This is a genomic window from Paraburkholderia azotifigens (assembly GCF_007995085.1).
GTDB lineage: Bacteria > Pseudomonadota > Gammaproteobacteria > Burkholderiales > Burkholderiaceae > Paraburkholderia > Paraburkholderia azotifigens.
In genome coordinates this window covers 1,556,164-1,581,802 of the sequence record NZ_VOQS01000003.1, presented here as the reverse complement: position 1 = coordinate 1,581,802, position 25,639 = coordinate 1,556,164, and the positions used below count along the sequence as shown (strand labels likewise).

The following is a 25,639-nucleotide window of genomic DNA, read 5'->3' as shown; positions in this document are numbered from 1 at the left end:
CACACGTCCCGACTCACTCCACGGAGACCGCGAATGAGCGCCCATCCCGCCTTGACGCAGCAAGCCGACGAAGCCACTCAGACGACTCACCACGACAGCGTGCGCCATCCCGTCTATATCGTGCTGCTCTTCTTCATCTGCTTTGCGTTCTCGTATCTGGACCGGCAGATCGTCAGCATTCTCGTGCAGCCGATCAAGCAGTCGCTGCTGCTCACGGACACGCAGATCGGTCTGCTGCAAGGCTTCTCGTTCACGATGTGCTACGCGACGGCGGGCGTGTTCATCGCGCGGCTCGTCGATCGCACGAACCGCGTCAGGCTGATCGCGGCCTGCATCGCCATCTGGGCGGTCTCGACCACGCTGTGCGGCTTCGCGACGAACTTCTCCGAACTGCTGCTCGCCCGCGCGGGCACGGCCGTCGCCGAGGCGGCGTTGAGTCCTGCTGCGCTGTCGATCTTCAGCGACATGTTCGCACCGCGTCGCGTGGCGCGCGCGAGCAGCGTGTTCATGCTCGGGCCGTACGTGGGCGGCGGCGTCGCGCTGTTCGGTGGCGGCATGCTGTTGTCGGCGGCGGCGAACGGTCATGGCAACGCGTGGCTCGCTGCGCACGGCATCGCGCCGTGGCAGGCGATCTTCGCGATCGTCGGCCTGCCGGGCCTGATTCTGGCCGCACTGGTGGCGTTCACGATCCGCGAGCCCGCCCGCCTCGAAACATCCGCACACGCAACGCACGCACGCGACGACATGCCTTCGTTGCGCGATGTCGTCCATCAACTGTTCGTGCGCAACCGTTTCTGTCTGCCCTACTTCGCCGCGTATGTCGCGCTGATCACGCTGTTCTACTCGCACGCTGCGTGGTTCCCGACACTGCTGATGCGCCACTTCCATCTAGCACCGAAAACGGTCGGACAGATGGCCGCGCCCGCGTACATGATCGGCGGAATACTCGGTGTCGCGTGTGCCGGCGTGCTCGCGACGCGCGTCACCGACGACAGTACACTGCGCAAAGTGCTGGCCTTTTCGACGTGCGCCGTTGCGCTGCTGGTGCCCGCTGCGATCGCGATGCCGCTAGTCAGCGACAGCGCCGTCGCGATCGCGCTCTACGGCATCTGCGCATTCACGGCGAGCATCGCGATGGGACTCGCGCCCGTGCCGCTGCAAATCGCCGTGCCGAACCGCATGCGCGGCCGCTCGCTCGCCTTGCTGGTGTTCATGACGAACGCGATCAGCGGCGGCGTCGGTCCGCTGTCGGTCGGTTATCTGAACGAGCGGCTCGGGCAAACAGGCGCGAGTCTCGGCATTGCGCTGGCGCTGGTCGGCGGCGTGTCGGCGTTGATCAGCGCCGTGCTGTATGCCGTCGCGACACGGCGCGTAGCGATTGCGAACGACGCCTGAAGCAACCCGAAGATGAAGCCCAACGAAACGCAGATCATCATGAAAGACACTCGCCTCGTGCATCGCATCGGCGCGGCAACCATTACGCGCGTCGACGAAACCACGTTCGCGCTCGCGCCCGACACGCTCTTCCCGAACTGGGACGAGACAAGTGGACTCGTGCTCGAAGAACGCTTCGCAACCGAAAGCATCGATCTGTCGAACCGGCGCGTGCCGTTGAAGACGCATTTGTGGGTTGTCGAGCTAGACGGCGTGACTTTCGTCGTCGATACGGGCATCGGCAACGGCAAGCTGCGCTCGTTCAGCGCGCTATTCGACAGACTCGACAATCCCGTGCTCGAACGGCTCGCGGCGGCGGGTTTCGAACGCGAGCGCGTCGACTATGTGCTCAATACGCACCTGCACGTCGATCATGTCGGATGGAACACGCATTGGGATGAAGGCCGCTGGGCGCCCGTGTTTCCGAACGCGACCTACGTGTTCGGCGAGCGCGAACGCGATTTCTTCGCGACGGAACAAGGCGCGCCGCGCCGCATGGTGTTCGACGACAGCGTGTTGCCCTTGATCGAAGCCAATCAGTCGCGCGTGGTTCGCGATACGGGAGAAAGCATTCTCGATGGCATCCGTTTTCTGCCCACTTTCGGACACAGCATTGGACACATGGCGATCGAAATCCGCTCGCGCGGCGAGACCGCGCTTTTCTCCGGCGACGTGATGCACAGCGCGGTGCAGGTTCACCGGCCCGAATGGAACTCGACGTTCTGTCTCGATCAGGAGCAGGCGCGCGCGTCGCGGCAATGGCTGCTCGCGCATGCCGCCGATACGGGAGCAACAGTGTTTGCCGCGCATTTTGCCGAGACGTCGGCGGGTACGGTGCAGCGCGCCGGCGATGGTTTCGAATGGCGCTACGCGTAGGCGCTCATTGTCTGCAACTCACCACGAGCTTGCGCGTGGTGTAGCTTCCGTAGTCGGTGTGATTTTTCTTTTCCTCGCGATCCACAACGTCGTAACCGCGCGGACATGTCTTCCTCGCCGCCCTGTCGCAGATCTTCCAGTTGTAGAGCAGGCCGTCGCACGAAATCACCGCGCCGTCGTGACCGTTGGTCATCGGCGTCGGCTTCACGGTTGCGCCGCAACCGGCGAGCAGAACCATAAGGAGAATCGCGCTGCGCCGCATGACGTCCCCCGGTGATCAGTGGATCGTCCGATTATAGGAGCCGGCGCGCGCGCACAACGGGAGCGAACGCACGCTCCCGCTCAATCGGATGTATCAGTGCTGCGGGAGCTTGCCGCCCAGTTCATCGTCGATAAACGCGCGAACGATGTCCGCGAACGACGCATCGCCGTGCAGCCCGAGCTGATTCGCCCGCGAGGTATCCCAGCGCGCGGGCCAGCTGCCGACGATCTTCTCGACACGCTCGTCCGCCTTCCATTCGATCCGGTTCGCGACGGCGTCACCCGCGACTTCGCGCAGCGCGGCAATCATCTCGTCGACCGTCACCGACACGCCCGGCAGATTCACCGTGCGACGGTTGCCGAGCGCCGCGCCGTCGATCTCGCAGCCCGCGACGAGACACTCGATCGCCTTGCGCGGCGACAGCAGCCACAGACGCATCGCGCCGTTCACCGGGCACACGGCCGGCTCGCCGTTGAGCGGCTCGCGAATGATGCCGCTCGCGAACGACGACGCCGCCGCATTCGGCTTGCCAGGCCGCACGCTGATGGTCGGCAGGCGCAGCACCCGGCCGTCGACGAAACCGCGCCGTGCATAATCGTTGAGCAGCAGTTCGGCGATCGCCTTCTGCGCGCCATACGACGACTGCGGATTCAGCGCGGTTTCATCGAGCACGGTGTCGGGCAAGTCACCGCCGTACACGGCGACCGAACTCGTGAACACCACACGCGGCTTGTGTGCACGTGCACGGCAAACGTCGAGCAGCAGCCGCGATGCATCGAGATTGATGCGCATGCCCAGTTCGAAGTCCGCTTCCGCCTGGCCGCTGACGATCGCGGCGAGATGGAAGATCGCCTCCGTCTTCTCGTCGATCACCCGTTCGAGCACGCCGCGCTCGGCAATGTCGCCGACTTCGACGCGCACGCGTTCGTCTTTCGGCCCCGGCGCCGCGACGACGTCGAGCAACACCAGTTCCGTGATCGGCTGACGCCGTCCGTCCGCGCCCTTCAGTTCGCCGCGCGCAAGCAGTTCGCGCGCGAGACGCTGGCCGAGAAATCCCGCACCGCCCGTGATCAGTACTTTCATGTTTCCGTGTTCCTCAGTGAGTCTGTCCTGTCCGTCGAATCCGCCGGCGCAATGCTTATCCGCGCGCCTTCACGTATGGGCGGATCCATCCCAGGCCATCGGATGTGCCCGCGCGCGGGCGGTATTCACAACCGATCCAGCCGTCGTAACCGAGTTCGTCGATCAGCGCGAACAGATACGGATAGTTCACTTCGCCGATATCCGGCTCGTGCCGCTCCGGCACACCCGCAATCTGAATGTGACCGATGCCCTTCACATCGCGCTTGAGCTTCACGGCGAGATCGCCTTCGACGATCTGGCAGTGGTAAAGATCGAACTGCACTTTCAGATTCGCCGCGCCGACTTCCGCGCAGATCGCCTGGGCGTCGTCCTGGCGGTTCAGAAAGAAGCCGGGAATGTCGCGCGTATTGATCGGCTCGATGACGACCGTGATGCCGTCCGCTTGCGCGGTTTTCGCGGCATACGCGAGGTTCTTCAGATACACGTCGCGATGCGCGGCGCGCGATTGCTCCGGCTTGATCAAACCGGCCATTACATGCAGCTTGTCGTTGCCGAGCACGCGCGCGTAGTCGAGCGCCGCGTCGACGCTGCGGCGAAACTCGTCTTCGCGGCCCGGCAACGACGCGATGCCGCGCTCGCCGGCCGCCCAGTCGCCCGGCGGCGCATTGAACAGCGCCTGCGTAAGGCCGCTTTCCTGCAGACGCGATTTCAGGTCCGCAGCGGGAAAGTCATAAGGGAACAGAAACTCCACGGCTTCGAAGCCGTCGCGCGCGGCGGCGGCGAAACGGTCGAGAAACGCGTGTTCGTTGTACATCATCGTCAGATTGGCGGCGAAGCGAGGCATCGAAGCTACTCCTTAAAAACGCGTTTAGCGGTTCACGAGCCGCGCGGGCGTCAGCCAGACGGCGAGCGCGCCGATCACGAGCATCGCGGCGAGCACGTACATGCCGGACTGCGTGCTGTGCGTGACATCCTTAAGATAGCCGATCATGTACGGGCTCGCGAAGCCCGCCAGATTGCCGATCGAATTGATGATCGCGATGCCCGCGGCAGCCGTCGCACCGGACATGAACGCAGTCGGCAGCGACCAGAAGAGCGGAGCGCAGGTCAGCACGCCCGCAGCCGCAACCGACAGAAACGCGATCGAAACCGCCGTGTTATTCGCATACGATGCCGCGACGCTGAAGCCCACGGCGCCCGCGAGCGCCGGCCCGATCAGATGCCAGCGGCGTTCGCGGCGCTTGTCCGCGCTGTGGCCCATCACGTTCATCACGACGATGGCGACGAGAAACGGAATCGCGCTCAGCAGGCCGATCTCGAATGCGCCCGTCACACCCGTCGACTTGACGAGCGTCGGCATCCAGAACGTGAGGCCATACTGTCCCGTGACGAACGCGAAGTAGATCAGCGACATCCACCACGTGCGCGGATCGCGGAACACGGCGCCCAGCGAATGCGACTTCGATTGCTCCTGCGGCTGCGCGGCGATTTCATCGGCGAGCAGCTTCTTTTCGCGCGGCGTCAGCCATTTCGCGCCGGCGATGCCATTATCGAGATACAGAATGGTCGCGATACCGACGGCGATAGCGGGCACCGCTTCGATCACGAACATCCATTGCCAGCCTGCGAAGCCGTGATGCGAATCGAAAGTCTGCATGATCCAGCCCGACAGCGGATTGCCGAAGATGCCCGACACCGGAATCGCCGACATGAACACCGCAATGATCTTCGCGCGGCGATGCGACGGGAACCAGTAGGTCAGATACAGGATCACGCCCGGATAGAAGCCCGCTTCGGCGAGACCGAGCAGAAAGCGCAGTGCGTAGAACTGCGTCGGTGTCTGCACGAACACGAACAGCGCCGACAGCACACCCCACGTGATCATGATCCGCGCAATCCAGATGCGCGCGCCGAGCCGATGCATCAGGATGTTGCTCGGCAATTCGAACAGGAAGTAACCGACGAAGAACACGCCCGCACCGAGGCCGAATACGGTCTCGCTGAATGCGAGGTCTTGCGACATCTGCAGCTTCGCGAAGCCGATGTTCACGCGGTCCAGATACGCAACCACGTAACACAGCATCAGGAAAGGCACGATGCGCCAGAACACCTTGCCGTAGGTGCGTTCGATTTCAGCCGCGCCGGGTTGTCCCGCTGCGTCAGTGGATGCTGGGCGAACGGATGTCGCCTGATAGCTTGTCATGCATTGTCTCCTTCGGATGGCGCCGGTTATGGACCGTCCGTTCTCTAACGAACGGTCCTCCGGCTTTTTGCCTGGGTTGGTGATACGGATGCCCGACGGCTTACCAGCGTGCGCCGAACACGGTACGCAACTCGTCGAGCGCGGTTTCGTCGAGCGGTGCGGGACGCGGGTTCGTCATCAGCCATAGGCGCGCCGTCTCTTCGAGTTCCTCGATCACGTACGAAGCCTGCGATACGGAACGCTCCCACACCACGGGACCGAGCCGTTCGAGGAGCACGCCGCGCACGCTGTCGGCGAGCGAAGCGATCTGTTGCGCGACTTGCGGATCGCCGGGGCGCTTGTAGCGAACCAGCGGAATGTGGCCGACTTTCATCACGTAGTACGGCGTGATGGGCGGCAGCACGTCGGCGTCGTTCCAGACACCCGCAAGCGTCAGCGCGACGAGATGCGTCGAATGCGTATGCACGATGCCGCGCGCGTCGCGGTTGCGTTCGTAGACGCCGCGATGCAGCGCGAGCGTTTTCGACGGCTTGCCGCCAGACACCGCGTTGCCGTCGAGATCGACCTTCGCGATCTGCGCGGGATCGAGACGCCCGAGACACGCATCCGTCGGCGTGATCAGCCAGCCGTCGTCGAGCCGTGCGCTGATGTTGCCCGCACTGCCGACCGTGTAGCCTCGCTCGTACAGACTCGCGCCCGTCACGCAGATTTCTTCGCGGACTTTTGCTTCGTTGCTGGTGTGGACGGCGAGCGTCATGCCGCGTCTCCGTCGAGATGGCGCAGCGCCTTGGCGAAGAAATCGACGGCGCCAAAGTTGCCGGATTTGAGCGCGAGCGCGAGCGGCTCGTCGCCGATGGTCGCGGTCGCGGGCACGCCCGGATCGATCTGTTTGCCGATGCGCAGCATGCGGACATCGAGCGCCTGCACGACGGCGCCCGACGTCTCCCCGCCCGCGACGACGAACTTGCGCACGCCCATCTGATGCAGCCCGCGCGCAATCGCAGCGAGCGTGCGTTCGACCAGTTCTCCCGCTTGCGCGACGCCGAGTTCGCGCTGCGTCGTCTTCACTTCGTCCGGCGACGCTGTGGCATAGATCAACACCGTTTGCGCTGTTTTCATGTGCTCGCGAGCGAAGTCCAGCGCCTGTTCGACGACGGGCTCGCCGCGCGCGGCCGCGAGCGGGTCGATGCGAAACGCGGGCCGCGTTTCGCGCCATGCGGCCACCTGTGCGTTCGTCGCTTTCGACGCGCTGCCCGCCAGCACGGCCGACGCGCCTTCGATACGCGGCAACTCGCCTGCATCGGCGGCATCGTCGAGCAAGCCGGCGCGGCGGAAATTGGCCGGCAAGCCGAGCGCGACGCCCGAGCCGCCCGTGATCAGCGGCAAGTCGGCGCACGCCTCGCCGAGCGTATAGAGATCGGTATCCGACACGGCATCGGCGATCGCCATGCGCACGCCGTCGTGGCGCAACGCATCGATCGATGCGCGCACGGCTTCTGCGCCTTTCGCAACCGCGTCGTAACGCACGAGGCCAACTTTCGAACGCGTCTGCCGCTGCAGCACGCGCACGAGATTCGCGTCCGTCATCGGCGTGAGCGGGTGATGCTCCATGCCCGATTCGTTCAGCAGCACGTCGCCGACGAACAGATGCCCGCGATAGATCGTGCGGCCATTCTCCGGAAACGCAGGACATGCGATCGTGAACGGCGTGCCGCCGCCGATCGGCGACAGCGCATCGAGCAGCGCGTCCGTGACGGGACCGATGTTGCCGCTATCGGTCGAATCGAAGGTCGAGCAGTACTTGAAGAAGAACTGGCGGCAGCCTTGCGCGCGCAGCCATTCGAGCGCGGCGAGCGATTGCGCGACGGCATCGGCGGCGTCGATAGTGCGCGACTTCAGCGCCACGACGAGCGCGTCGGCTTCGATGCGCGTGTCAGCCGCAGGCACGCCGATGGTCTGCACGGTGCGCATGCCGCCGCGCACCAGCATGTTCGCGAGATCGGTTGCGCCCGTGAAGTCGTCGGCGATGCAGCCGAGCAAGGGCTTGCTGGCAGAGGTCGTCATGTTGTCGTGCTCCTCTCTCAGCGCTTTTCCGGCACGTCGATGCCGGGGAAAATCTTGATGACGGCCGAATCGTCTTCGCCGCCGTGCCCGGCTGTCGATGCCATCATGAACATCTGATGCGCAGCCGCCGACAAGGGCAGCGGAAACTTCGAACGTCGCGCGGTATCGAGCACGAGTCCCAGATCCTTGACGAAGATATCGACGGCAGATAGCGGCGTGTAATCGCCGTTGAGGATGTGCGGCACGCGGTTCTCGAACATCCACGAGTTGCCCGCGCTGTGCGTGATGACGTCGTAGAGCGCGTCGGGATCGACGCCTTCGCGCAAGCCGAGCGCCATCGCTTCCGCGGCGGCCGCGATGTGCACGCCCGCGAGCAGCTGGTTGATGATCTTCACTTTCGAGCCCGCGCCATGCTGGTCGCCCAGGCGATACACTTTGCCCGCCATCGCCGCGAGCACGTCTTCGCACGCGGCATACACGGCGGCGGGACCGGACGTCATCATCGTCATTTCGCCCGATGCCGCGCGCGCCGCACCGCCCGACACGGGTGCATCGAGCATCTGCAGGCCGGCCGCTTCCACACGGCGGCCGAGGTCGATCGCGAAATCGGGCGCAACGGTGGCGCAGGCGATCACGACGCCGCCCGGCTTCATCGTGCCAACCGCGCCCTGCTCGCCGAACAGCACCGTCTCGGTTTGCGCTGCGTTGACGACGAGCGTGACGACCACGTCACACTGCGCGCCGAGTTCGGCGGGATTCGTGCAGGCCTTGCCGCCATCGGCGACGAACTGGTCGAGCACTTCGCGGCGCACGTCGCACGCGTGGACGTTGAACCCGCCGCGCAGCAGCGAGCGCGCGACGCCTAATCCCATCGCGCCAAGACCGATCACTCCGACATTTCTGGACATACCTTTCCTCTACGAACAGTGCTTCAACGGTGACGCACGCGGCGCGGATCAGCAGATTCCCGCTTCGGCGAGGCGCCGCGCCGCGTTGTACATGTGGGTCTGCGCGGCGTTGCGCGCGGCCATCGGATCGCCGGCGCGGATCGCCGCGGCGATGGCGGCGTGTTCATCGCGGACCTGGCGCGAGAAGTCTTCGCGCAGCGCCTCGTTGCGGCGCGTGACGACGGTGCCTGCTTCGAGGTACTGGTTGAGGAACGTCAGCGTCTTCAGGAAGTACGGATTGCCCGTCACGGAGGCAATCGCGCGGTGGAACGCGACGTCTTCGGCGACACCGTCGCGGCCTTCGGCGACGGCTTCATCGATCTTGTTGAGCGCGGCGTCGATCGACATCATGTCGGTGTCGGTGCGGCGCATGGCGGCTTCGGCAGCAACTTCGGCTTCGATCGCGCGGCGCACCGCGAGGATTTGCAGCACCGAGCCGCCTTCCATGGCTTCCGCGTAGTCGATGCGCAATGGGCGGATCGCGCCGTGAGCGGCGACGTAGACGCCGCTGCCCTGGCGTGGCTCGACGACGCCCTCATTCTTCAGGCGCGAGATCGCTTCGCGGATCACCGTGCGGCTTACGCCGAATTCTTGCGATAGCACGGCTTCTGTCGGCAGCTTGCCGCCTCTTTGGAAGGTGCCTTTGTCGATCTGCGCTAGCAGTTGCTGCGCGACCGTGTCGCTGAGGGCCTTGGTGGGGATTTTCTCGAACATTGTTGGTTTGGCGGCTTTCGCCGATTTGCCATGTCATAGGGTCATCATACAAATTTGCCTTCGGATGTTGTTATGGGGAGAAACCCTGGGCGGGTGGCCTTTCGGTTTCGCTTTTTGCTTTTTTGCTTTTTGCTTTTTGGTTTTTGCTGCGCTGGCATCCGCGTTTTCATATCGGTACTTCACGCGTCGCCCCTGTGCGGGGCGGCACTTACTTTCTTTGCCGCCGCAAAGAAAGTAAGCAAAGAAAGCGGGCTAACACCGCCAATCCTTGTGTTTGCCTGCGGGCCCCCAACGGGTCCCGCACTCCACGCGGCATCGAACTAGTCAATGCTCGTTGCCAGCGCTCCTGGATTCGCCTCACCCACTTCACACTCCCGCGTCACGGACTGCGTTACCAGAAAGTCCACCGCCGCCCAGGTGGCAAACGGTGTGTAGGCCGTCGCGACGTATGTGCACCACTCCGGACTGAAAAGCGGAATCGGTGTCGTAGAAACGCCAACGCGTAAGGCGCGACAACCTACACACCGTTTGCCACCTGGGCGGCGCGGACGATTCGCTGCCGCTGGCTGCGCTACGGGTGACTGGAGAGGGTGATGCGCGTGTTAAAGGCGCTGGCAACGCGCATTGAATGGCGTGTTGCCGTGTGGAGTGCGGGACCCGTTGGGGGCCCGCAGGCAACAACTAGGATTGGCGGTGTTAGCCCGCTTTCTTTGCTTACTTTCTTTGCGGCGGCAAAGAAAGTAAGTGCCGCCCCGCACAGGGGCGACGCGTGAAGTACCGATATGAAAACGCGGATGCCAGCGCAGCAAAAAACAAAAAACAAAAAACCAGGACTGGCGACTGCGTCGCAGACAAAAACAAAAATCCGATCACGCCACACCGTGATCCTTAAACCATGCAAGAGCCCGGCGCCAGCCATCCTCCGCATCTGCCTGCCGATAACTCGGCCGATAATCGGCAAAAAACGCATGCCCCGCATCGTCATACACGACGAACTGCGCCCCGCGCCCCGCCTGCGGTCCCTGCGCAACCGCCTGCTTCATCTGTTCGAGCGACTCCTGCGGAATGCTCTGGTCCTGACGCCCATAAAGCCCCAACACAGGCACCTGCAAGTCCGACACACGATCGATCGGGTTAGCCGGCGTCATCGGCGTCTGATCGCCGACCACGCGTCCATACCACGCAACAGCCGCCTTCAGCCGCGGATTGTGCTCCGCATACAGCCACGTAATCCGCCCGCCCCAGCAGAACCCGTTGATACCCACCTTGTTCACGTCGCCGCCATGCTCGCCCGCCCATTTGAAAGTCGCGTCGAGATCGGCGAGCACCTGCGAGTCGGGCACCTTGCTAACAAGCTGCTCGTTGAGCTGCTGCATCGACTGATACCTGGTCGGATCGCCTTGCCGTACATACAGGTTCGGCGCGATGGCCAGATAGCCCCGCTTCGCGAAGCGCCGGCACACATCGGCGATATGCTCGTGCACGCCGAAAATCTCGTGAACCACAATGATCACGGGCAGATGCTTCTTGCCCTTCGGCTGCGCACGGTAAGCCGGCACCTGCGTATCGCCCGACTTGATGCTGACCTCGCCCGCCTCCAGGCCCTCGCTGTCCGTGTGGATGGTCTGCGCGGACACAGGCAGCACGCACGCCGCAAAGCCGCTGCCGAGCGCCGCCTTGATGAACGTGCGCCGGTCGAAAGGAACGTGGGGAACGAGACTGTCGACTTCAGGCTTCAACATGCGCTGCTCCTTGGAGAAAGGACAAGGGTGAACGGCAAGGAAGGCCACAGGATACGCGCAAAGCGTATCCCGTTGCAGAAGCATCGAAATCGATCAGTGCAATTTGACGCGCGGCAGCGTCGTGCGGCGCAGCCAGTGCGCAAAGGTATCGAGCACCATCCGCGCATAACCATGCAGCGCCGCAATGTGCAGCCGGTACAGCGACATGTACATGAAGCGCGCGAACAGCCCCTCGATCAGCATGTTGCCGCCGATCACGCCGCCCATCAGATTGCCGACGGCGCTAAAGTGCCCGAGCGACACCAGCGAACCGAAGTCGCGATACGTGAACTCCGGCAGCGGCTTGCCTTCGAGCCGGTTGCTGAGCGCGCGCAGCAGGAAGCTCGCCTGCTGATGCGCGGCCTGCGCGCGCGGCGGCACATTGCGCTCGTTGCCGGGCCACGGACATGCGGCGCAATCGCCGAGTGCGAAGACGTTGTCGTCGATGGCGGTTTGCAGCGTGCGGCGCACCTCGAGCTGGCCAAGCCGGTTCACAGGCAGCCCGTCGAGCTGGCCGAGCACGGGCGGCGCCTTGATGCCCGCCGCCCACACGGTCAGATCGGCGCGCACGGTCTTGCCGCTCGCCGTGCGCACGACGCCCGGCGCGACTTCGGCCACCGTCTCGCCAACCATCAGCTTCACGCCGAGCTTCTGCAGCAGTTCGGCCGTGGCCGTCGATACGCGCTCCTGAAGCGCGGGGAGAATACGCGGCCCCGCCTCGATCAGCACGATGCCGACGTCATGTCGCGGATCGAGCTTGTGCAGCCCGTAAGCGGACAACACCTGCGCGGTATTGCGCAGTTCAGCCGACAGTTCGACACCCGTCGCGCCGCCGCCGACAATCGCGACCTGAATGCGCGGCTCCGTCGACGCCACGCCGGGATTCGATTCGACAGGCTCATGTGCCTGATGCTCGGCGCGCATGCAGGCAGCGATCAGACGTTTGCGGAAGCGCTCGGCCTGATGCACGGTATCGAGCGCGAGAGAATATTCGGGCGCGCCTTTGACGCCGAAGAAATGCGTCGTACTGCCGATTGCGATAACGAGCGTGTCGTATTCGAGGACACGTTCGGGCAGCAGTTCGGCGCCGTCGTCGTCGAGCACGCGGCCTAACGTGATGGTCTTCGCCGTGCGATCGAGATTGATCAGTTCGCCCTGCTGGAACTCGAAGCCATGCCAGCGCGCCTGCGCCGCATATTCGAGTTCTTGCGTGAACGGGTCCATGCTGCCCGCTGCGACTTCATGCAACAGCGGTTTCCAGATATGCGTGGGATAACGATCGACCAGCGTCACTTGCGCGCCGTCGCTCTTCCTGCGCGCGTAGCGATCGCCGAGCCGTGTCGCCAGCTCCAGACCACCTGCGCCTCCACCTACGACGACAAAACGATGCATCAGAACTCTCCGTATTGACCGATAAAGCTGTGCGTCGATGCGGCGCGCGTCGCGAGAGTGCGGCCGCCTTGATTGCGTTCTGTCGATTGTCGGCGAGCAAGGGGACAAGTCACAAGCCTGTCAAAACCAAACTGTGACATGCGAGCGACGTTATCCCGTTGACCTGGAGAAGCAACAATGCTGTGTCAGTGTGCATGAAACGCGCACTGGCATGCCAGTGCGCCGCCCGCCGGCACGTGTTGCCCGCTTAGTGCGCCTCCTCCCAGTTCGAGCCCGCGCCCACTTCGGCGACGAGCGGCACCTTCAGTTGCGCGACGCCGCACATCAGTTCCGGCAAGCGCTTACGTACGTCGGAGAGTTCGTCCTCCGGCACTTCGAGAATCAGTTCGTCGTGCACCTGCATGATCATGCGCGTGCGGATGCCCGACTCTTCGATCCACTTCTGCACCGCGATCATCGACATCTTGATCAGATCGGCGGCCGTGCCCTGCATCGGCGCATTGATCGCGGCACGCTCCGCGGCCTGACGGCGCGGACCGTTGCCGCCGTTGATCTCGGGCAGCCACAGGCGGCGGCCGAACACGGTTTCGACGTAGCCCTTCATCTTCGCGCTGGTGCGCGTGTTCTCCATATACGCGGCGACGCCCGGATAACGCGCGAAATAACGGTCGATATAGAGCTTCGCCGCATCGCGCGTGATGCCGAGGTTCGACGCGAGGCCGAACGAACTCATACCGTAGATCAGCCCGAAGTTGATTACCTTCGCGATGCGCCGCTGATCGTTCGACACCTCGAGCGGCGTCACGCTGAACACTTCGGAAGCCGTGGCGCGGTGAATGTCCTCGCCCTGCTTGAATGCGCGCAGCAGCGCTTCGTCGCCGGAGATATGCGCCATGATGCGCAACTCGATCTGCGAGTAATCCGCCGACACGAGCTTGTGTCCCGGCGGCGCGATGAACGCTTCGCGGATGCGCCGGCCCTCGCCCGTACGCACGGGAATGTTCTGCAGATTCGGATCGTTCGATGCGAGACGCCCCGTTACCGCGACAGCCTGCGCATAGTTCGTGTGCACGCGGCCCGTGCTCGCGTTGACCATGCGCGGCAGCTTGTCGGTGTAGGTCGACTTCAGCTTGGACAGCCCGCGATGCTCGAGAATCTTCTTCGGCAGCGGATAGTCTTCAGCCAGCTTTTGCAGCACTTCTTCGTCGGTGGAAGGCGCGCCGCTCGGCGTCTTCTTGATGACGGGCAGTTCGAGCTTCTCGAAGAAGATCTGACCGATCTGCTTCGGCGAGCCGAGATTGAACTCGCCGCCCGCGAGTTCATACGCCTCTTTTTCCAGCTCGACGAGACGCGTCGCGATCTCGTTGCTCTGCACGCGCAGCTTTTCGGTGTCGATCAGCACGCCGTTGCGCTCCATCTTGCGCAGCACGCGCGACGTCGGCACTTCGATATTGCGGTACACGTGATCGAGCTGCACTTCGGCGGCGATCTGCGGATAGAGCGCCCGATGCAGGCGCAACGTGATGTCGGCATCTTCGGCTGCGTATTCGGATGCCTTGTCGAGGGGCACTTCGTCGAAACCGATCTGCGATGCGCCCTTGCCCGCCACATCCTCGTACTTGATCGTCTTCAGGCCGAGATGACGCAACGCGAGGTTGTCCATGTCGTGTGGACGATGCGATTCGAGCACGTACGACTGCAACAGCGTGTCATGCTCGATGCCGTCCATTGCAATGCCGTAGTTCGCGAGCACCTGCTCGTCGTACTTCAGATGCTGGCCGAGCTTCTTCTTGTCCGCGCTTTCGAGCCATGGCTTGAGCTTCGCGAGCACTTCGTCGCGCGGCAACTGCACGGGCGCATCCGGCCCGCGATGCGCGACGGGAATATAGGCAGCCTTGCCTGCTTCGACTGCGATCGAAATACCGACGATCTGCGCGACCATCGGATCGAGCGACGTCGTTTCCGTATCGAACGACGTGATCTCCGCCGCATCGATCTTCGCGAGCCATGCGTCGAACTGCTCCCATGTCTGCACGGTGTCGTACTCGCGCGCGCCGTCTCCTTCGACGGTCGGCGCGGGCGGCACGTCCGTTTCCGGACCTTCGACGGCATCGGCAATTTCGACTTCGCGCAGCCACGTCTTGAAGCCATGACGCGTGAACACGTCGCGCAGTTCTTCGCGCGCTTCGGGACGCGTGGCGAGCGTGTCTTCGAACGACGTCACGTGCACGGTCAGATCGCAATCCGTTTCGACCGTGACGAGCTTCCTTGCCATCGGCAGGAAATCGAGCGCACGCCGCAGATTGTCTCCTACCGCACCTTTGATCTCGCTCGCATGTGCGACGATGCCATCGAGGGTGTCATATTGCGTGAGCCATTTGATCGCCGTTTTCGGGCCGCATTTCTCGACGCCGGGCACGTTGTCGACGGTATCGCCGATCAGCGACAGATAGTCGACGATGCGCTCAGGCGGCACGCCGAACTTCGCGACGACGCCTTCGCGGTCGAGCTTCTCGTTCGTCATCGTATTGATGAGGCTGACATGATCCGTTACGAGCTGCGCCAGATCCTTGTCCCCGGTGGATACGATCACGTTCATGCCGCGCTGCTCCGCGCGCTTCGCAAGCGTGCCGATCACGTCGTCGGCTTCGACGCCGTCGATCATCAGCAGCGGCCAGCCGAGCGAGCGCACGGCCACGTGAATCGGCTCGATCTGCTTCGAGAGATCTTCGGGCATCGACGGACGGTTCGCCTTGTATTGCGGATACCAGTCGTCGCGAAACGTCTTGCCTTTGGCATCGAACACGCACGCGCTATACTCTGCCGTAACCTCCTTGCGCATACGGCGCAGCATGTTGATGATCCCGTAGAGCGCACCTGTTGGCCCGCCGTCGGGACCGCGCAAATCAGGCATCGCATGGTAGGCCCGGTACAGATAACTCGAACCGTCAACCAATAGCAGGGTCTTACCTTCCAGGTTCTGTTCTTCAGGCATTATGACTAAGAGAAAAGTGATTCCGAGTCTGCGATCGCTCGCAGATCAAGAGCGCGCAACAGCCAAGAAGGCCCGCGCATCGTGGCAGATGTTCACGATTATGGCAGAGTTTATCGAGGCGACCGAGTACCTGTCGGAGATCCGCCCGGCCGTGAGCATCTATGGTTCGGCGCGCCTGAAACCGAACTCGCCATACTACAAACTGGCCACCACGATCGCGCGCAAGCTCAGCGACGCAGGCTTCGCCGTGATCTCCGGCGGCGGCCCAGGCATCATGGAAGCGGCCAACAAAGGTGCGCATGCAGGCAAGGCGCCGTCCGTCGGCCTGAACATCGAGTTGCCGCACGAGCAATCGGGCAACCAGTGGCAGGACATCTCGCTGCGCTTCCGTCACTTCTTCACGCGCAAGGTCACGTTCGTGAAGAATTCGGATGCCGTGATCGTGATGCCGGGCGGCTTCGGCACGCTCGACGAACTGGCCGAAGTGCTCACGCTCATCCAGACCAAGAAGTCGCGCCACGTGCCCATCATTCTCGTCGGCGCGGAGTTCTGGAAGGGACTGCTCGCATGGTTCGAATCGCAGCTGGTGCCGATGGGCCTCATCAATCCCGACGACATGAACCTGATGCAGGTCATCGACGATCCCGACCAGGTGCTCGAAGCGGTTCTCGCGTTCTACGAAGAGCGTGAAGAGCCGGAGGCGCATCCCGCCAAGTCGGACGAAGACCGCATGTTCTATCTGTGATGTTGTTGTGAGTCGGCTTCTGCCGCCTGTGCTTCCAGCCAGCGGCAGAACTGCTCGACAAGCGGCGCGTTCGCCACCTCGCGCCGCGCGACCCACCAATAGCCGCGCGCATCGATGCGCGGTCCAGCCAGCGGCATGACGAGCCGCCCCGACGCCAGTTCGTCGTCGAGCAACGGCATCGGTCCGAGCGCGACGCCCAATCCATCCACAGCCGCTTGCAACGCCAGATAGAAATGGTCGAACGACTGTTTCTTGCGGCACTTCGCCTTGACGCCCGCGGCGTGCAGCCAGTGATGCCACGCGTCGGGCCGTGTATCCGAATGCAGCAGCACGTGACGCGCGAGGTCGTCCGCACTATGGATGGGCAGGCGTTGCAGCAGCGCCGGACTGCACACGGGAATCTCACTCTCCTCCAGGAACTGCCCGCTCACGCAATTGGGCCAGTGCGCGGGGCCACGCCGCACGGCGACATCGAAGCTGTCGAGCGTCTCGACGGGGGCATTCGATGTCGCGAGCCGCAACTCGACGTTCGGCGCCATCCGCTGAAACTGCGACAGTCTCGGCAACAGCCACTTCATCGCGAACGTAGGCAGCGCGTTGACCCGCAGTACATGCACGACGCCTGTGTCGCGCAACTGGTCGGTCGCGGCGGCGATGCTGTCGAACGCCGCCTGGATCTTCGACAGATAGCGCCGGCCGTCTTCCGTGAGCCGCACGCGCTTGCCGTTGCGATGGAACACCTGCACGCCGACCCACGCCTCGAACGCCGCGACCTGCCGGCTGATTGCACCGTGCGTCACATGGAGCTCGTCGGCGGCGGACGTGAAACTGTTGTGCCGCGCCGCGGCCTCGAAGGCGCGCAGAGCGGGAAAGGGAGGAAGCTTGCGGTTCATCCTTGTGATTCTAGATCACAAAGAACTGGCCAATAAATCGTTTTGAGTGCGGCTCGAATAGCGCTAATCTTCACCGCTTGTACTGGATGGTGAATCCTATGAATCAGCACCCCGACGCGCCGGACCACGCGCCCGCTCCGACCACGCGCGAAATCTTCATGGGCTTTCTGGGCCTGGGGCTCACATCGTTTGGCGGCGCACTGCCGCTGGCGCGGCGGACTATCGTCGATCAGCGCCGCTGGCTGAGCGCCGCCGAGTTCACCGATCTGCTCGGCCTGTGCCAGTTCCTGCCGGGCGGCAATGTGATCAATCTGTCCGTCGCGCTCGGCATGAAGTTCCGCGGTTTGCGCGGCGCGCTGGCGGGCATTCTCGGGCTGATCGCCGGTCCGTCGCTGATCGTGATCGCGCTTGGCGTGCTGTACGAACACACGCAGAACGATCCCCACATCAAGCATCTGTTCGCCGGGTTGTCCGCCGCGGCGGCGGGGCTGCTGGTCGCGATGGCCGTCAAGATCCTGATGCCGCTGCGTCACGACCCGCGCGCCGCGACGATCGCGGCGCTCGGCTTCGTGGCGATCGCGCTGCTGCGCTTTCCGCTGCTGCCCACAATGCTCGTGCTGACGCCGCTCAGCATCTTCGTCGCCTCGCGCGTGGAGCGGGCGCAGGCGGGGGACGCGAAGGCACGCGCGAACGAGGTGTCGAAATGATCGAAACGCTGATCGCGCTCGCCGTTATATTCAGCCAGCTGTCGCTGCTCGCGTTCGGCGGCGGAAACACCATCCTGCCGGAGATGCAGCGGCAGGTCGTGGAAGTGCATCACTGGATGCCCGCCAGCGAATTCAGCGCGCTCTTCGCGCTCGCGCAGGCCGCGCCCGGACCGAACATGATGGTCGTGACGCTTGTCGGTTGGCATGTGGCCGGCTGGGCAGGGATGCTGGTGACGTCGCTGGCGAAGTTCGGGCCGTCGTCCATCGTGACGATACTCGCGATGCACGCGTGGAACCGCTTCAAGGACAGCCCGTGGCGACGCGTCGCGCAGAAAGGACTCGTGCCCGTGACGGCGGGGCTCGTCGCCGCGAGCGCGCTGCTGATTGCGCAGTCGTCGGATGCGTCGTGGCTTGCGTGGGCGATTACGGGTGCCTGCGCGCTGCTTGGGTTCAAGACGCGCATTCACCCGTTGTGGCTGCTGGGCGGCGGAGCGTTGGTGGGACTTGTGGGACTCGGGTACGCGTAAGCCACTCAAACTTCCTTACTGAAACGCCACCTCCGCAAAACTCCGCAGCTTCCGGCTATGCAGTTTATGCAAGCCGTTGGTGCGCAGAATTTCCATCGCCTTCACGCCGATCTGCAGATGCTGATCGACCTGCGCGCGATAGAACTGGTCCGCCATGCCCGGCAGCTTCAACTCGCCGTGCAAGGGCTTGTCCGACACGCACAGCAGCGTGCCGTACGGCACGCGGAAACGGAAGCCGTTCGCGGCAATGGTCGCGCTTTCCATATCGAGCGCAATCGCGCGGCTTTGCGACAGACGCAGCACCGGCTCGCGATGGTCGCGCAGTTCCCAGTTGCGGTTGTCGACGCTCGCCACCGTGCCCGTGCGCATCACACGCTTGAGTTCGGCGCCGTCGAGCTGCGTGACCTGCGCGACCGCCCGCTCCAGCGCGACCTGCACTTCGGCGAGCGCCGGAATCGGCACCCACAGCGGCAGATCGTCGTCGAGCACGTGATCCTCGCGCACATAGCCGTGCGCGAGCACGTAGTCGCCGAGACGCTGCGTGTTGCGCAGCCCCGCGCAGTGGCCGAGCATGATCCACGCATGCGGGCGCAGCACGGCGATGTGATCGGTGATCGTCTTCGCATTCGACGGTCCGACGCCGATGTTGACCATCGTGATGCCGCTGCCGTCCGCGCGCTTCAGGTGATACGCGGGCATCTGCGGCAGGCGCGGCGGCGCGTGGCCCTCGTCTTCCTGCTCGCCGAGATTCGCGTTGTATGTGATCACGTCGCCCGGTTCGACGAACGACGTGTACTCGCTCCGATACGCGCGCAGATCGGCGTCCTCAGTCTTCGCCATCATCGTCCGGCCGAGCTTCACGAATTCGTCGATATAGAACTGGTAGTTCGTGTACAGCACGTAGTTCTGGCAATGCGTCGGCGAAGTGGCCGTGTAGTGCTTCAGCCGATGCAGCGAAAAGTCGACGCGCGCCGCCGTGAACAGCGCGAGCGGATGCGGCTCGCCCGGCAGCGGCTCGTATGTGCCATTGACGATACGGTCGTCGAGCAGCGCGAGATCGGGCGCATCGAATACGTCGCGCATCGCGAGCAGGCGCTCGCGGTCCAGATCGCCTTCGAGGTGAATGCCTTCGGCGAATGCGAAGTGAATGGGAATGGGCTGATCGGACACGCCCACTTCCACCGACACATGATGATTCTTCACCAGCAGCCGCAATTGCTCGCGATAGTAATTGCCGAACAGATCGGGCCGCGTGACCGTGGTTTCGAACACGCCCGGCCCCGCGACGAAGCCATACGAGCGGCGCGAGTCGACATGCGTGTTGGTCTCCGTGCGCACGCGCACGAACGGGTAGCACGCGCGCACGCGCCGGTCGAACGGCTCGTTGCGGCGGTAGCGCGCGAACGCGTCGCGCAGGAACGACGTGTTCGCTTCATAGATGGCGGACAGGCGCGTGACGGCATCGGCTGCGTCGCCGAACGCCTCGGTCGGGAACGCGTTGGCGGGCACGTGCACCGCGCGTTGACTGGTCTCGTAGTTCATCTTCGTTCGCCTCGATTGATGCAACGACATTACCACGGAACCCGTGCTTTCCGATGACGTCGTGCCCGTGCATCGCCATGTTTGCGTGGCGCCGCGCACGCTGCAGCGCGCTTGCTGCAGGTCGCGCGGGAAGCGCGCAAAATAAGGCGATCGCCTGTTACTCGTGCCCGTGGGCAGCAGTGGATTTGCTAGAATTGGGCCACCTAATCGGAGAAACACCATGAAGCCGCTCTTCCCCGTCGCAGTTGTGCTGATGCTGGCCGTCAGCGGCGTCGCGATGGCTGCCCAGCCTGCCCCGTCCGCGAAAGACAAGGCAGCCGCAGACGCCCAAGCCGAAGCCAACGAACGGGCCGGCCTGCCGGATCTGAGAGCGATCAACCGCCCCGCGGCCGAAGTCAGCTCGAAAGTCGAGATCAACCAGCCGCGCACGCCGAGCTTCTACGAACGCAGCGGCAACGGCACCGAAATCACCGAATACCGCGACAAGGGCAAGCCCGTCGAAATCGACGTGCGCTCGAACTTCGGCACGCGCTACCAGATGAGCGCGCCCACGGATACATCGCCGAAAGTGTACGAATCCGGCAAGCCGCCCGCGCGCCTGCCGTCCGTGAACCTGCATTACTGATCCACCCGGGCCGGCGCGCCGTCACAAGACTCGCGCCTGCTTTGCGTCAAGCCGAAGCGTCAACCACGACGCTTTCAACCCGCTTGCCGTTTGCGCCAAGACCCTTGCCACTGGCATTGCGCCAGCCGACCAACCTGATCCGACGCCCCACGCATGGCCGTATTCACCGCTGTCACCGAAACCCAACTCGCAGACTGGATGCGCCACTACGATCTCGGCGAAGTCGTCGAATTTCGCGGCATTACATCCGGTATCGAGAACAGCAATTTCTTTCTGACGACCACGCGCGGCGAGTACGTCCTCACGATCTTCGAAAAGCTGACGGCCGGGCAGTTGCCGTTCTATCTCGATCTGATGCGCCATCTGGCGTCGCATCGCGTGCCCGTGCCCGATCCGATGCCGCGCGACGACGGCGCGCTGTTCGGCATGCTCAACGGCAAGCCCGCCACCATTGTCACGAAGCTGGACGGCGCGCCGGAGCTTGCGCCACATGCCGCGCACTGCGTCGAAGTCGGGCAGATGCTCGCGCGCCTGCATCTGGCGGGACGCGACTTCGCGCATCATCAGCCGAATCTGCGCAGCCTGCCGTGGTGGCAGGAAACGGTGCCGACCATCGTGCCATTTCTGTCGGACGCGCAGCGTACGCTGCTTACGGAAGAACTCGCGCATCAGCAGGCGTTCTTCGCGTCGGACGATTACGCGTCGCTGCCCGAAGGCCCGTGCCATTGCGATCTGTTCCGCGACAACGTGCTGTTCGCGCACGCCGCGCCCGGCACGCATCATGAAGTCGAACTGGGCGGCTTCTTCGATTTCTATTTCGCGGGCTGCGACAAGTGGCTCTTCGACGTCGCCGTCACCGTCAACGACTGGTGCGTCGACCTCGCCACGGGCAAGCTCGACGAAGCACGCGTCGAGGCGCTGTTGCGCGCCTATCAGACGGTGCGCCCGTTCACGCCCGCCGAAACCCGGCACTGGGACGACATGTTGCGCGCGGGCGCGTATCGTTTCTGGGTCTCGCGCCTGTATGATTTCCATATCCCGCGCGCCGCCGAACTGCTCAAGCCACACGATCCCGGTCATTTCGAGCGCATCCTTCGCGAGCGTCTCGCGGGCGCCGCACTCTAAGCACTCACAGCTCATGCAACTGATCGAAGTTCCGGCGAAAACCGGCTACGTGTGGTTCCGGCAAGGCATCTGGCTCTTTCGCAGGAATCCGCTCGCGTTTTTGACGCTGTTCTTCGCGTACCTGCTCGCGATGACGGCGATCTCGCTGATCCCCATCATCGGCGGCGTGCTGCCGCTCATGCTGATTCCGGGCATCGCCGTCGGCTTCATGGCGGCGTGCCGCGACACGATCGCGGGCAAGCCTGTGCTGCCCACTATCCTCGTCGACGGCTTCCGCTCGTACGGCAGCCAGGTCGCGAAGCGCCTGCTGCTGCTCGGCGTGCTGTACATCGCTGCGATGGCCGTCGTGCTGATGGGCTCCGCGCTGGCGGACGGCGGCATGCTGCTGCATCTGATGATCAGCGGCGAGTCGATGCAGCCGGAAGCGGTCGCCAACAGCGACATTCCGCTGGCCGTGCTGACGGCGCTCGCGTTCTACGTACCCGTCGCAATGCTGTTCTGGTTTGCGCCCGTGCTCGCCGCGTGGCACGACGTGCCGGCCATCAAGGCGATGTTCTTCAGTGTCGTCAGCTGCTGGCGCAATCGCGGCGCGTTCATCGTGTACGGCGCGTTGTGGTTCGCCGTCGTGACGACGGTATCGATCGGGCTGTCCGCGCTACTGCAGGCGCTGGGCGCGGGCGAACTCGCGCTGGTCATTCTGATGCCCGCGTCGATCATCGTCACGACGATGCTCTATTGCTCGTTCTACGCGACGTATCGCGGCTGCTTCGGCGTTCAATCGCCCGGTCAGCCGCTGTCGCCCAACTCCTCCTCTTCGTCGTCTTCCTGAGCGGCTTCGCCCGCGGGCGTGTCTGCGAGTTTGTGTGCGGTTTGTCTGTGAGCCGCGCCGTGCATGCGGCGCGCACTTCCGACGCTACGAGGTGAAGCACCGATGCCGCGCGCCGCATTTTTGCGGCACAATAGTTTGCACGCAATCCATTCGCACGCATCGCTTCAAGGGGGACGCCCATGACCCAGCGCACCGCTTTTCCCGTCACGCTCGACGAACAGCTCTGCTTCGCGCTCTATTCGACGTCTCTCGCGATGACGAAGGCCTATAAGCCGATTCTCGACCGGCTCGGTCTCACGTATCCGCAGTATCTGACGATGCTCATTTTGTGGGAAAGCGACGACGTCACCGTGAAGGACATCGCCGGGCGTCTGAATCTCGATTCGGCGACCGTTACGCCGCTGCTCAAGCGGCTCGAAGCGCAAGGGTACGTTGAGCGCGTGCGCGGCACGGAAGACGAGCGGCTCGTTTTCATCCGGCTGACGAAAGCGGGCGTCACGCTCAAGCGCACCGCGCGCGACGTGCCGGAGGAAATCTTCTGCGCGACCCAGCAGTCGCCGGACTTTCTCATGCGGCTGCGCAACGATCTCCAGCAGTTGCGCGGCACCTTGAACGACTACCTCGAACGCTACTGAGCGGGCGCAGTTTCACGCCTATCGCATCGATAGGCAATTTAGTTTGCGCACTAATGATTAGCACGATATATTTCACCCATGCCAGTTCGGAAGCGATGACGCAAAGCACTGGCAAGCATTGACCCAATCACTGGAAACGATCAAGGAGCTCCGAGATGAACGTACTGTACAAGGCAACGGCAACGAGCAATGGTGGGCGCGATGGTCGCGCGGTGTCGTCGGATAACGCGCTGGATGTGAAGCTGGCCGCGCCGCGCGAACTCGGCGGCAACGGCGCGCAAGGCACGAATCCGGAGCAACTGTTCGCGGCCGGCTACTCGGCGTGCTTTCTGAGCGCAATGAAGTTCGTCGCCGGACAGCGCAAGCAGGCGGTGCCCGCCGAAACGACCGTGACGGCCGACGTCGGCGTCGGCCCGAACGACAAGGGCGGCTTCGCGCTGGATATCGAATTGCGCATCTCGCTACCAGGCCTCGATGCAGCGGCAGCGCAAGATCTGGTCGACGCGGCACATCAGGTTTGCCCGTACTCGAACGCGACGCGCGGTAATGTCAATGTGCGCGTGAAGGTCGTCTAAGTCTCTGGCTTTTGTTTTCTGGCAGCGCCAGCCTTTCGTGCAAAAGGGTGGCGCTGCTTCATTTTTGCGTCGATTCACGGCGCGCCGGGCATTGGGTTTGCGGCCCACGGACACTATCATCGACGGTCCCTTATCCGCATCGCCATCACATGACCCGCGCCTATCAAGTCGACGCACACTTCAAGAACGGACTCGTCTGGTTTCGCCGCGATCTGCGCACGGGCGACAACGCGGCGCTGTATTACGCGCTCAGACATTGCGAGCGCGTCTGGTGCGTGTTCGTATTCGATACGACCATTCTTCAGCCGCTGATCGATTCGGCGAATCAACGCGATGCCCATGTCGGCAAGGTACAGGATCGGCGGATCGAGTTCGTTCTCGCGTCGGTCGAGGAACTGGATCGATCGCTGAGAAAGGGCGGCGGCGGACTGATCGTGTTGCACGGCGATCCCGTCGACGCGATCCCGAAGCTCGCCGCGCAACTCGAAGCCGAAGCCGTTTTTACGAACCACGATTATGAGCCAGTAGCGATCGAGCGCGACGAAACGGTCGCCGGCCATTTGCGCGACGACGGCCGCCAGTTGCGCACGTTCAAAGACCAGGTGATTTTCGAGCGCGACGAAGTGCTGAACGGTCAACGCAAGCCCTTCGCCGTGTTCACGCCGTACAAGAACGCCTGGCTCAGGCAGTTGACGCCGTTCGATCTGAAGCCCTATCCCGTCGAACGCCATGCGCAAAGTCTCGCGCGCCCGCCGCACAACCTCGATCACGCGTGGCCGACGCTCGCGAAAATGGGCTTCGCGCCCGGCAAGATGGCGGAAACGAAACTGCTGGCGGGCATGAGCGGCGCGCAAACGCTGCTCGAAGAGTTTATGACGCGCATCGATAGCTACGCCGATCGACGAGACTTTCCCGCCGCGCGCGGCACGAGTCATCTGTCGGTGCATTTGCGCTTCGGCACGGTGTCGATCCGCACGCTGGCGCGGCTCGCGCACGAAATGTCGCTGCAACCCGACGGACAAGGCGCGGCGACGTGGCTGTCGGAACTGATCTGGAGGGACTTCTACTTCATGATCCTCGCGCATCATCCGCATATCGCGAAGCACGAGTCGTTCAAGCGGGAATTCGACACGCTGCGCTGGGAAACGGGCAAAGAGGCCGACGCGCTGTTCGACGCCTGGTGCGAAGGGCGCACGGGCTATCCGCTCGTCGACGCCGCGATGCTGCAACTGAACCAGACCGGCTTCATGCACAACCGTCTGCGCATGGTGACGGCCAGTTTTCTGGCGAAGGATCTGGGAATCGACTGGCGGCGCGGCGAGCGCTACTTCGAGGAAAAGCTCAACGACTTCGACTTTTCGGCGAACAACGGCGGCTGGCAATGGGCGGCGTCGACGGGCTGCGACGCTCAACCGTGGTTCCGGATTTTTAATCCGGTGACGCAATCGGAGAAGTTCGATCCGCAAGGGCTGTTCATCAAGCGCTTCTTGCCGGAACTGGAGAAAGTGCCCGCGAAGTGGATTCACGCGCCGTGGCAGGCAGACCCCGACGATCTGAAGGATTGGGGCGTGGTGCTGGGGAAAGATTATCCGCAGCCGGTCGTCGATCATGCGAAAGCGCGCCAGCAGACACTGGCGCGCTATGGCGTGCTGCGCTCGCGCTGAGCGCGTTTCAGGTCCGGCTGG

24 protein-coding genes are annotated in these 25,639 nt (G+C 63.6%); 11 read left to right on the top strand and 13 right to left on the bottom strand.

Translation table 11 applies throughout. The features are described from left to right. Positions 1-33 precede the first annotated feature (33 nt). Positions 34-1,395 (top strand): MFS transporter, encoded by a 1,362-nt coding sequence (locus FRZ40_RS24305; protein WP_147235848.1) that lies wholly within the window; start codon positions 34-36, stop codon positions 1,393-1,395. Positions 1,396-1,407: 12 nt separating this feature from the next. Next, complete coding sequence (locus FRZ40_RS24300) at positions 1,408-2,310, top strand: MBL fold metallo-hydrolase (RefSeq protein ID WP_240057266.1); 903 nt, start codon at positions 1,408-1,410, stop codon at positions 2,308-2,310. 4 nt (positions 2,311-2,314) lie between these two features. Here FRZ40_RS24300 and FRZ40_RS24295 read toward each other — a convergent pair whose 3' ends face one another. From FRZ40_RS24295 to polA, 11 genes are all read right to left on the bottom strand, one after another. Further along, positions 2,315-2,572 carry a hypothetical protein gene (locus FRZ40_RS24295; RefSeq protein ID WP_028370043.1) on the bottom strand — a complete coding sequence of 86 codons (258 nt, stop codon included), beginning with the start codon at positions 2,570-2,572 and terminating at the stop codon, positions 2,315-2,317. Positions 2,573-2,665: 93 nt separating this feature from the next. After that, positions 2,666-3,655 (bottom strand): D-erythronate dehydrogenase, encoded by a 990-nt coding sequence (gene denD / locus FRZ40_RS24290; RefSeq protein WP_147235847.1) that lies wholly within the window; start codon positions 3,653-3,655, stop codon positions 2,666-2,668. A 55-nt stretch (positions 3,656-3,710) separates the two neighbouring features. After that, positions 3,711-4,499 (bottom strand): 2-oxo-tetronate isomerase, encoded by a 789-nt coding sequence (otnI, locus tag FRZ40_RS24285; protein WP_147235846.1) that lies wholly within the window; start codon positions 4,497-4,499, stop codon positions 3,711-3,713. 24 nt (positions 4,500-4,523) lie between these two features. Beyond that, on the bottom strand, positions 4,524-5,858 hold the full coding sequence (locus FRZ40_RS24280) for an MFS transporter (RefSeq protein ID WP_028370040.1): 1,335 nt from the start codon (positions 5,856-5,858) through the stop codon (positions 4,524-4,526). A 100-nt stretch (positions 5,859-5,958) separates the two neighbouring features. Then, positions 5,959-6,615, bottom strand: a complete 657-nt coding sequence (gene otnC / locus FRZ40_RS24275; protein WP_147235845.1) for a 3-oxo-tetronate 4-phosphate decarboxylase — start codon at positions 6,613-6,615, stop codon at positions 5,959-5,961. Continuing rightward, positions 6,612-7,922: a 3-oxo-tetronate kinase gene (gene otnK, locus FRZ40_RS24270; RefSeq protein WP_147235844.1), complete on the bottom strand. Its 1,311-nt coding sequence runs from the start codon at positions 7,920-7,922 to the stop codon at positions 6,612-6,614. Before otnK ends, otnC begins: the two co-directional genes overlap by 4 nt. Before the next feature lie 17 nt (positions 7,923-7,939). Next, positions 7,940-8,830 carry an L-threonate dehydrogenase gene (gene ltnD, locus FRZ40_RS24265; protein ID WP_147235843.1) on the bottom strand — a complete coding sequence of 297 codons (891 nt, stop codon included), beginning with the start codon at positions 8,828-8,830 and terminating at the stop codon, positions 7,940-7,942. Positions 8,831-8,878: 48 nt separating this feature from the next. Continuing rightward, positions 8,879-9,583, bottom strand: coding sequence for a FadR/GntR family transcriptional regulator (locus FRZ40_RS24260; protein ID WP_147235842.1), 705 nt, complete (start codon positions 9,581-9,583; stop codon positions 8,879-8,881). A gap of 869 nt (positions 9,584-10,452) precedes the next feature. Then, positions 10,453-11,325 (bottom strand): dienelactone hydrolase family protein, encoded by an 873-nt coding sequence (locus tag FRZ40_RS24250; protein ID WP_147235840.1) that lies wholly within the window; start codon positions 11,323-11,325, stop codon positions 10,453-10,455. Positions 11,326-11,418: 93 nt separating this feature from the next. Next, positions 11,419-12,756, bottom strand: a complete 1,338-nt coding sequence (locus FRZ40_RS24245) for an NAD(P)/FAD-dependent oxidoreductase (protein ID WP_147235839.1) — start codon at positions 12,754-12,756, stop codon at positions 11,419-11,421. Positions 12,757-13,003: 247 nt separating this feature from the next. Next, positions 13,004-15,751, bottom strand: coding sequence for a DNA polymerase I (gene polA / locus FRZ40_RS24240; protein ID WP_147235838.1), 2,748 nt, complete (start codon positions 15,749-15,751; stop codon positions 13,004-13,006). Between the two features lies 1 nt (position 15,752). Here polA and FRZ40_RS24235 point away from each other — a divergent pair, with 1 nt between their 5' ends. Further along, positions 15,753-16,496 carry an LOG family protein gene (locus FRZ40_RS24235; protein ID WP_012403705.1) on the top strand — a complete coding sequence of 248 codons (744 nt, stop codon included), beginning with the start codon at positions 15,753-15,755 and terminating at the stop codon, positions 16,494-16,496. Here the strand turns inward: FRZ40_RS24235 and FRZ40_RS24230 are convergent. Next, the gene (locus FRZ40_RS24230) at positions 16,487-17,389 is read right to left on the bottom strand and encodes a transcriptional regulator GcvA (protein WP_028370511.1); all 903 of its coding nucleotides are present in this window, start codon (positions 17,387-17,389) and stop codon (positions 16,487-16,489) included. The genes FRZ40_RS24235 and FRZ40_RS24230 overlap by 10 nt on opposite strands. A 98-nt stretch (positions 17,390-17,487) precedes the next feature. Here FRZ40_RS24230 and FRZ40_RS24225 point away from each other — a divergent pair, with 98 nt between their 5' ends. Both FRZ40_RS24225 and FRZ40_RS24220 read left to right on the top strand, forming a co-directional pair. Next, positions 17,488-18,096 (top strand): chromate transporter, encoded by a 609-nt coding sequence (locus tag FRZ40_RS24225; RefSeq protein WP_147235837.1) that lies wholly within the window; start codon positions 17,488-17,490, stop codon positions 18,094-18,096. Beyond that, the gene (locus FRZ40_RS24220; protein WP_147235836.1) at positions 18,093-18,623 is read left to right on the top strand and encodes a chromate transporter; all 531 of its coding nucleotides are present in this window, start codon (positions 18,093-18,095) and stop codon (positions 18,621-18,623) included. The genes FRZ40_RS24225 and FRZ40_RS24220 overlap by 4 nt, the downstream gene beginning before the upstream one ends. Before the next feature lie 15 nt (positions 18,624-18,638). On the opposite strand, the gene FRZ40_RS24215 is transcribed toward FRZ40_RS24220, so the two are convergent. Next, positions 18,639-20,165, bottom strand: a complete 1,527-nt coding sequence (locus tag FRZ40_RS24215) for an AMP nucleosidase (RefSeq protein WP_028370508.1) — start codon at positions 20,163-20,165, stop codon at positions 18,639-18,641. Positions 20,166-20,385: 220 nt separating this feature from the next. On the opposite strand from FRZ40_RS24215, the gene FRZ40_RS24210 reads away from it, so the two are divergent. The 6 genes from FRZ40_RS24210 (at position 20,386) to FRZ40_RS24185 (ending at position 25,618) form a co-directional block, all read left to right on the top strand. Then, positions 20,386-20,790: a hypothetical protein gene (locus FRZ40_RS24210; RefSeq protein ID WP_028370507.1), complete on the top strand. Its 405-nt coding sequence runs from the start codon at positions 20,386-20,388 to the stop codon at positions 20,788-20,790. A gap of 153 nt (positions 20,791-20,943) precedes the next feature. Then, a complete protein-coding gene (locus FRZ40_RS24205; protein ID WP_147235835.1) occupies positions 20,944-21,915 on the top strand; it encodes a homoserine kinase in 972 nt (323 codons plus the stop codon). A 13-nt stretch (positions 21,916-21,928) separates the two neighbouring features. Further along, the gene (locus FRZ40_RS24200) at positions 21,929-22,744 is read left to right on the top strand and encodes a BPSS1780 family membrane protein (protein WP_028370505.1); all 816 of its coding nucleotides are present in this window, start codon (positions 21,929-21,931) and stop codon (positions 22,742-22,744) included. A gap of 179 nt (positions 22,745-22,923) precedes the next feature. Beyond that, a complete protein-coding gene (locus FRZ40_RS24195) occupies positions 22,924-23,379 on the top strand; it encodes a MarR family winged helix-turn-helix transcriptional regulator (protein WP_147235834.1) in 456 nt (151 codons plus the stop codon). Between the two features lie 155 nt (positions 23,380-23,534). After that, positions 23,535-23,954 carry an organic hydroperoxide resistance protein gene (locus FRZ40_RS24190; protein ID WP_147235833.1) on the top strand — a complete coding sequence of 140 codons (420 nt, stop codon included), beginning with the start codon at positions 23,535-23,537 and terminating at the stop codon, positions 23,952-23,954. Positions 23,955-24,103: 149 nt separating this feature from the next. Further along, a complete protein-coding gene (locus tag FRZ40_RS24185) occupies positions 24,104-25,618 on the top strand; it encodes a cryptochrome/photolyase family protein (protein ID WP_147235832.1) in 1,515 nt (504 codons plus the stop codon). The last annotated feature ends 21 nt before the right edge of the window (positions 25,619-25,639 follow it).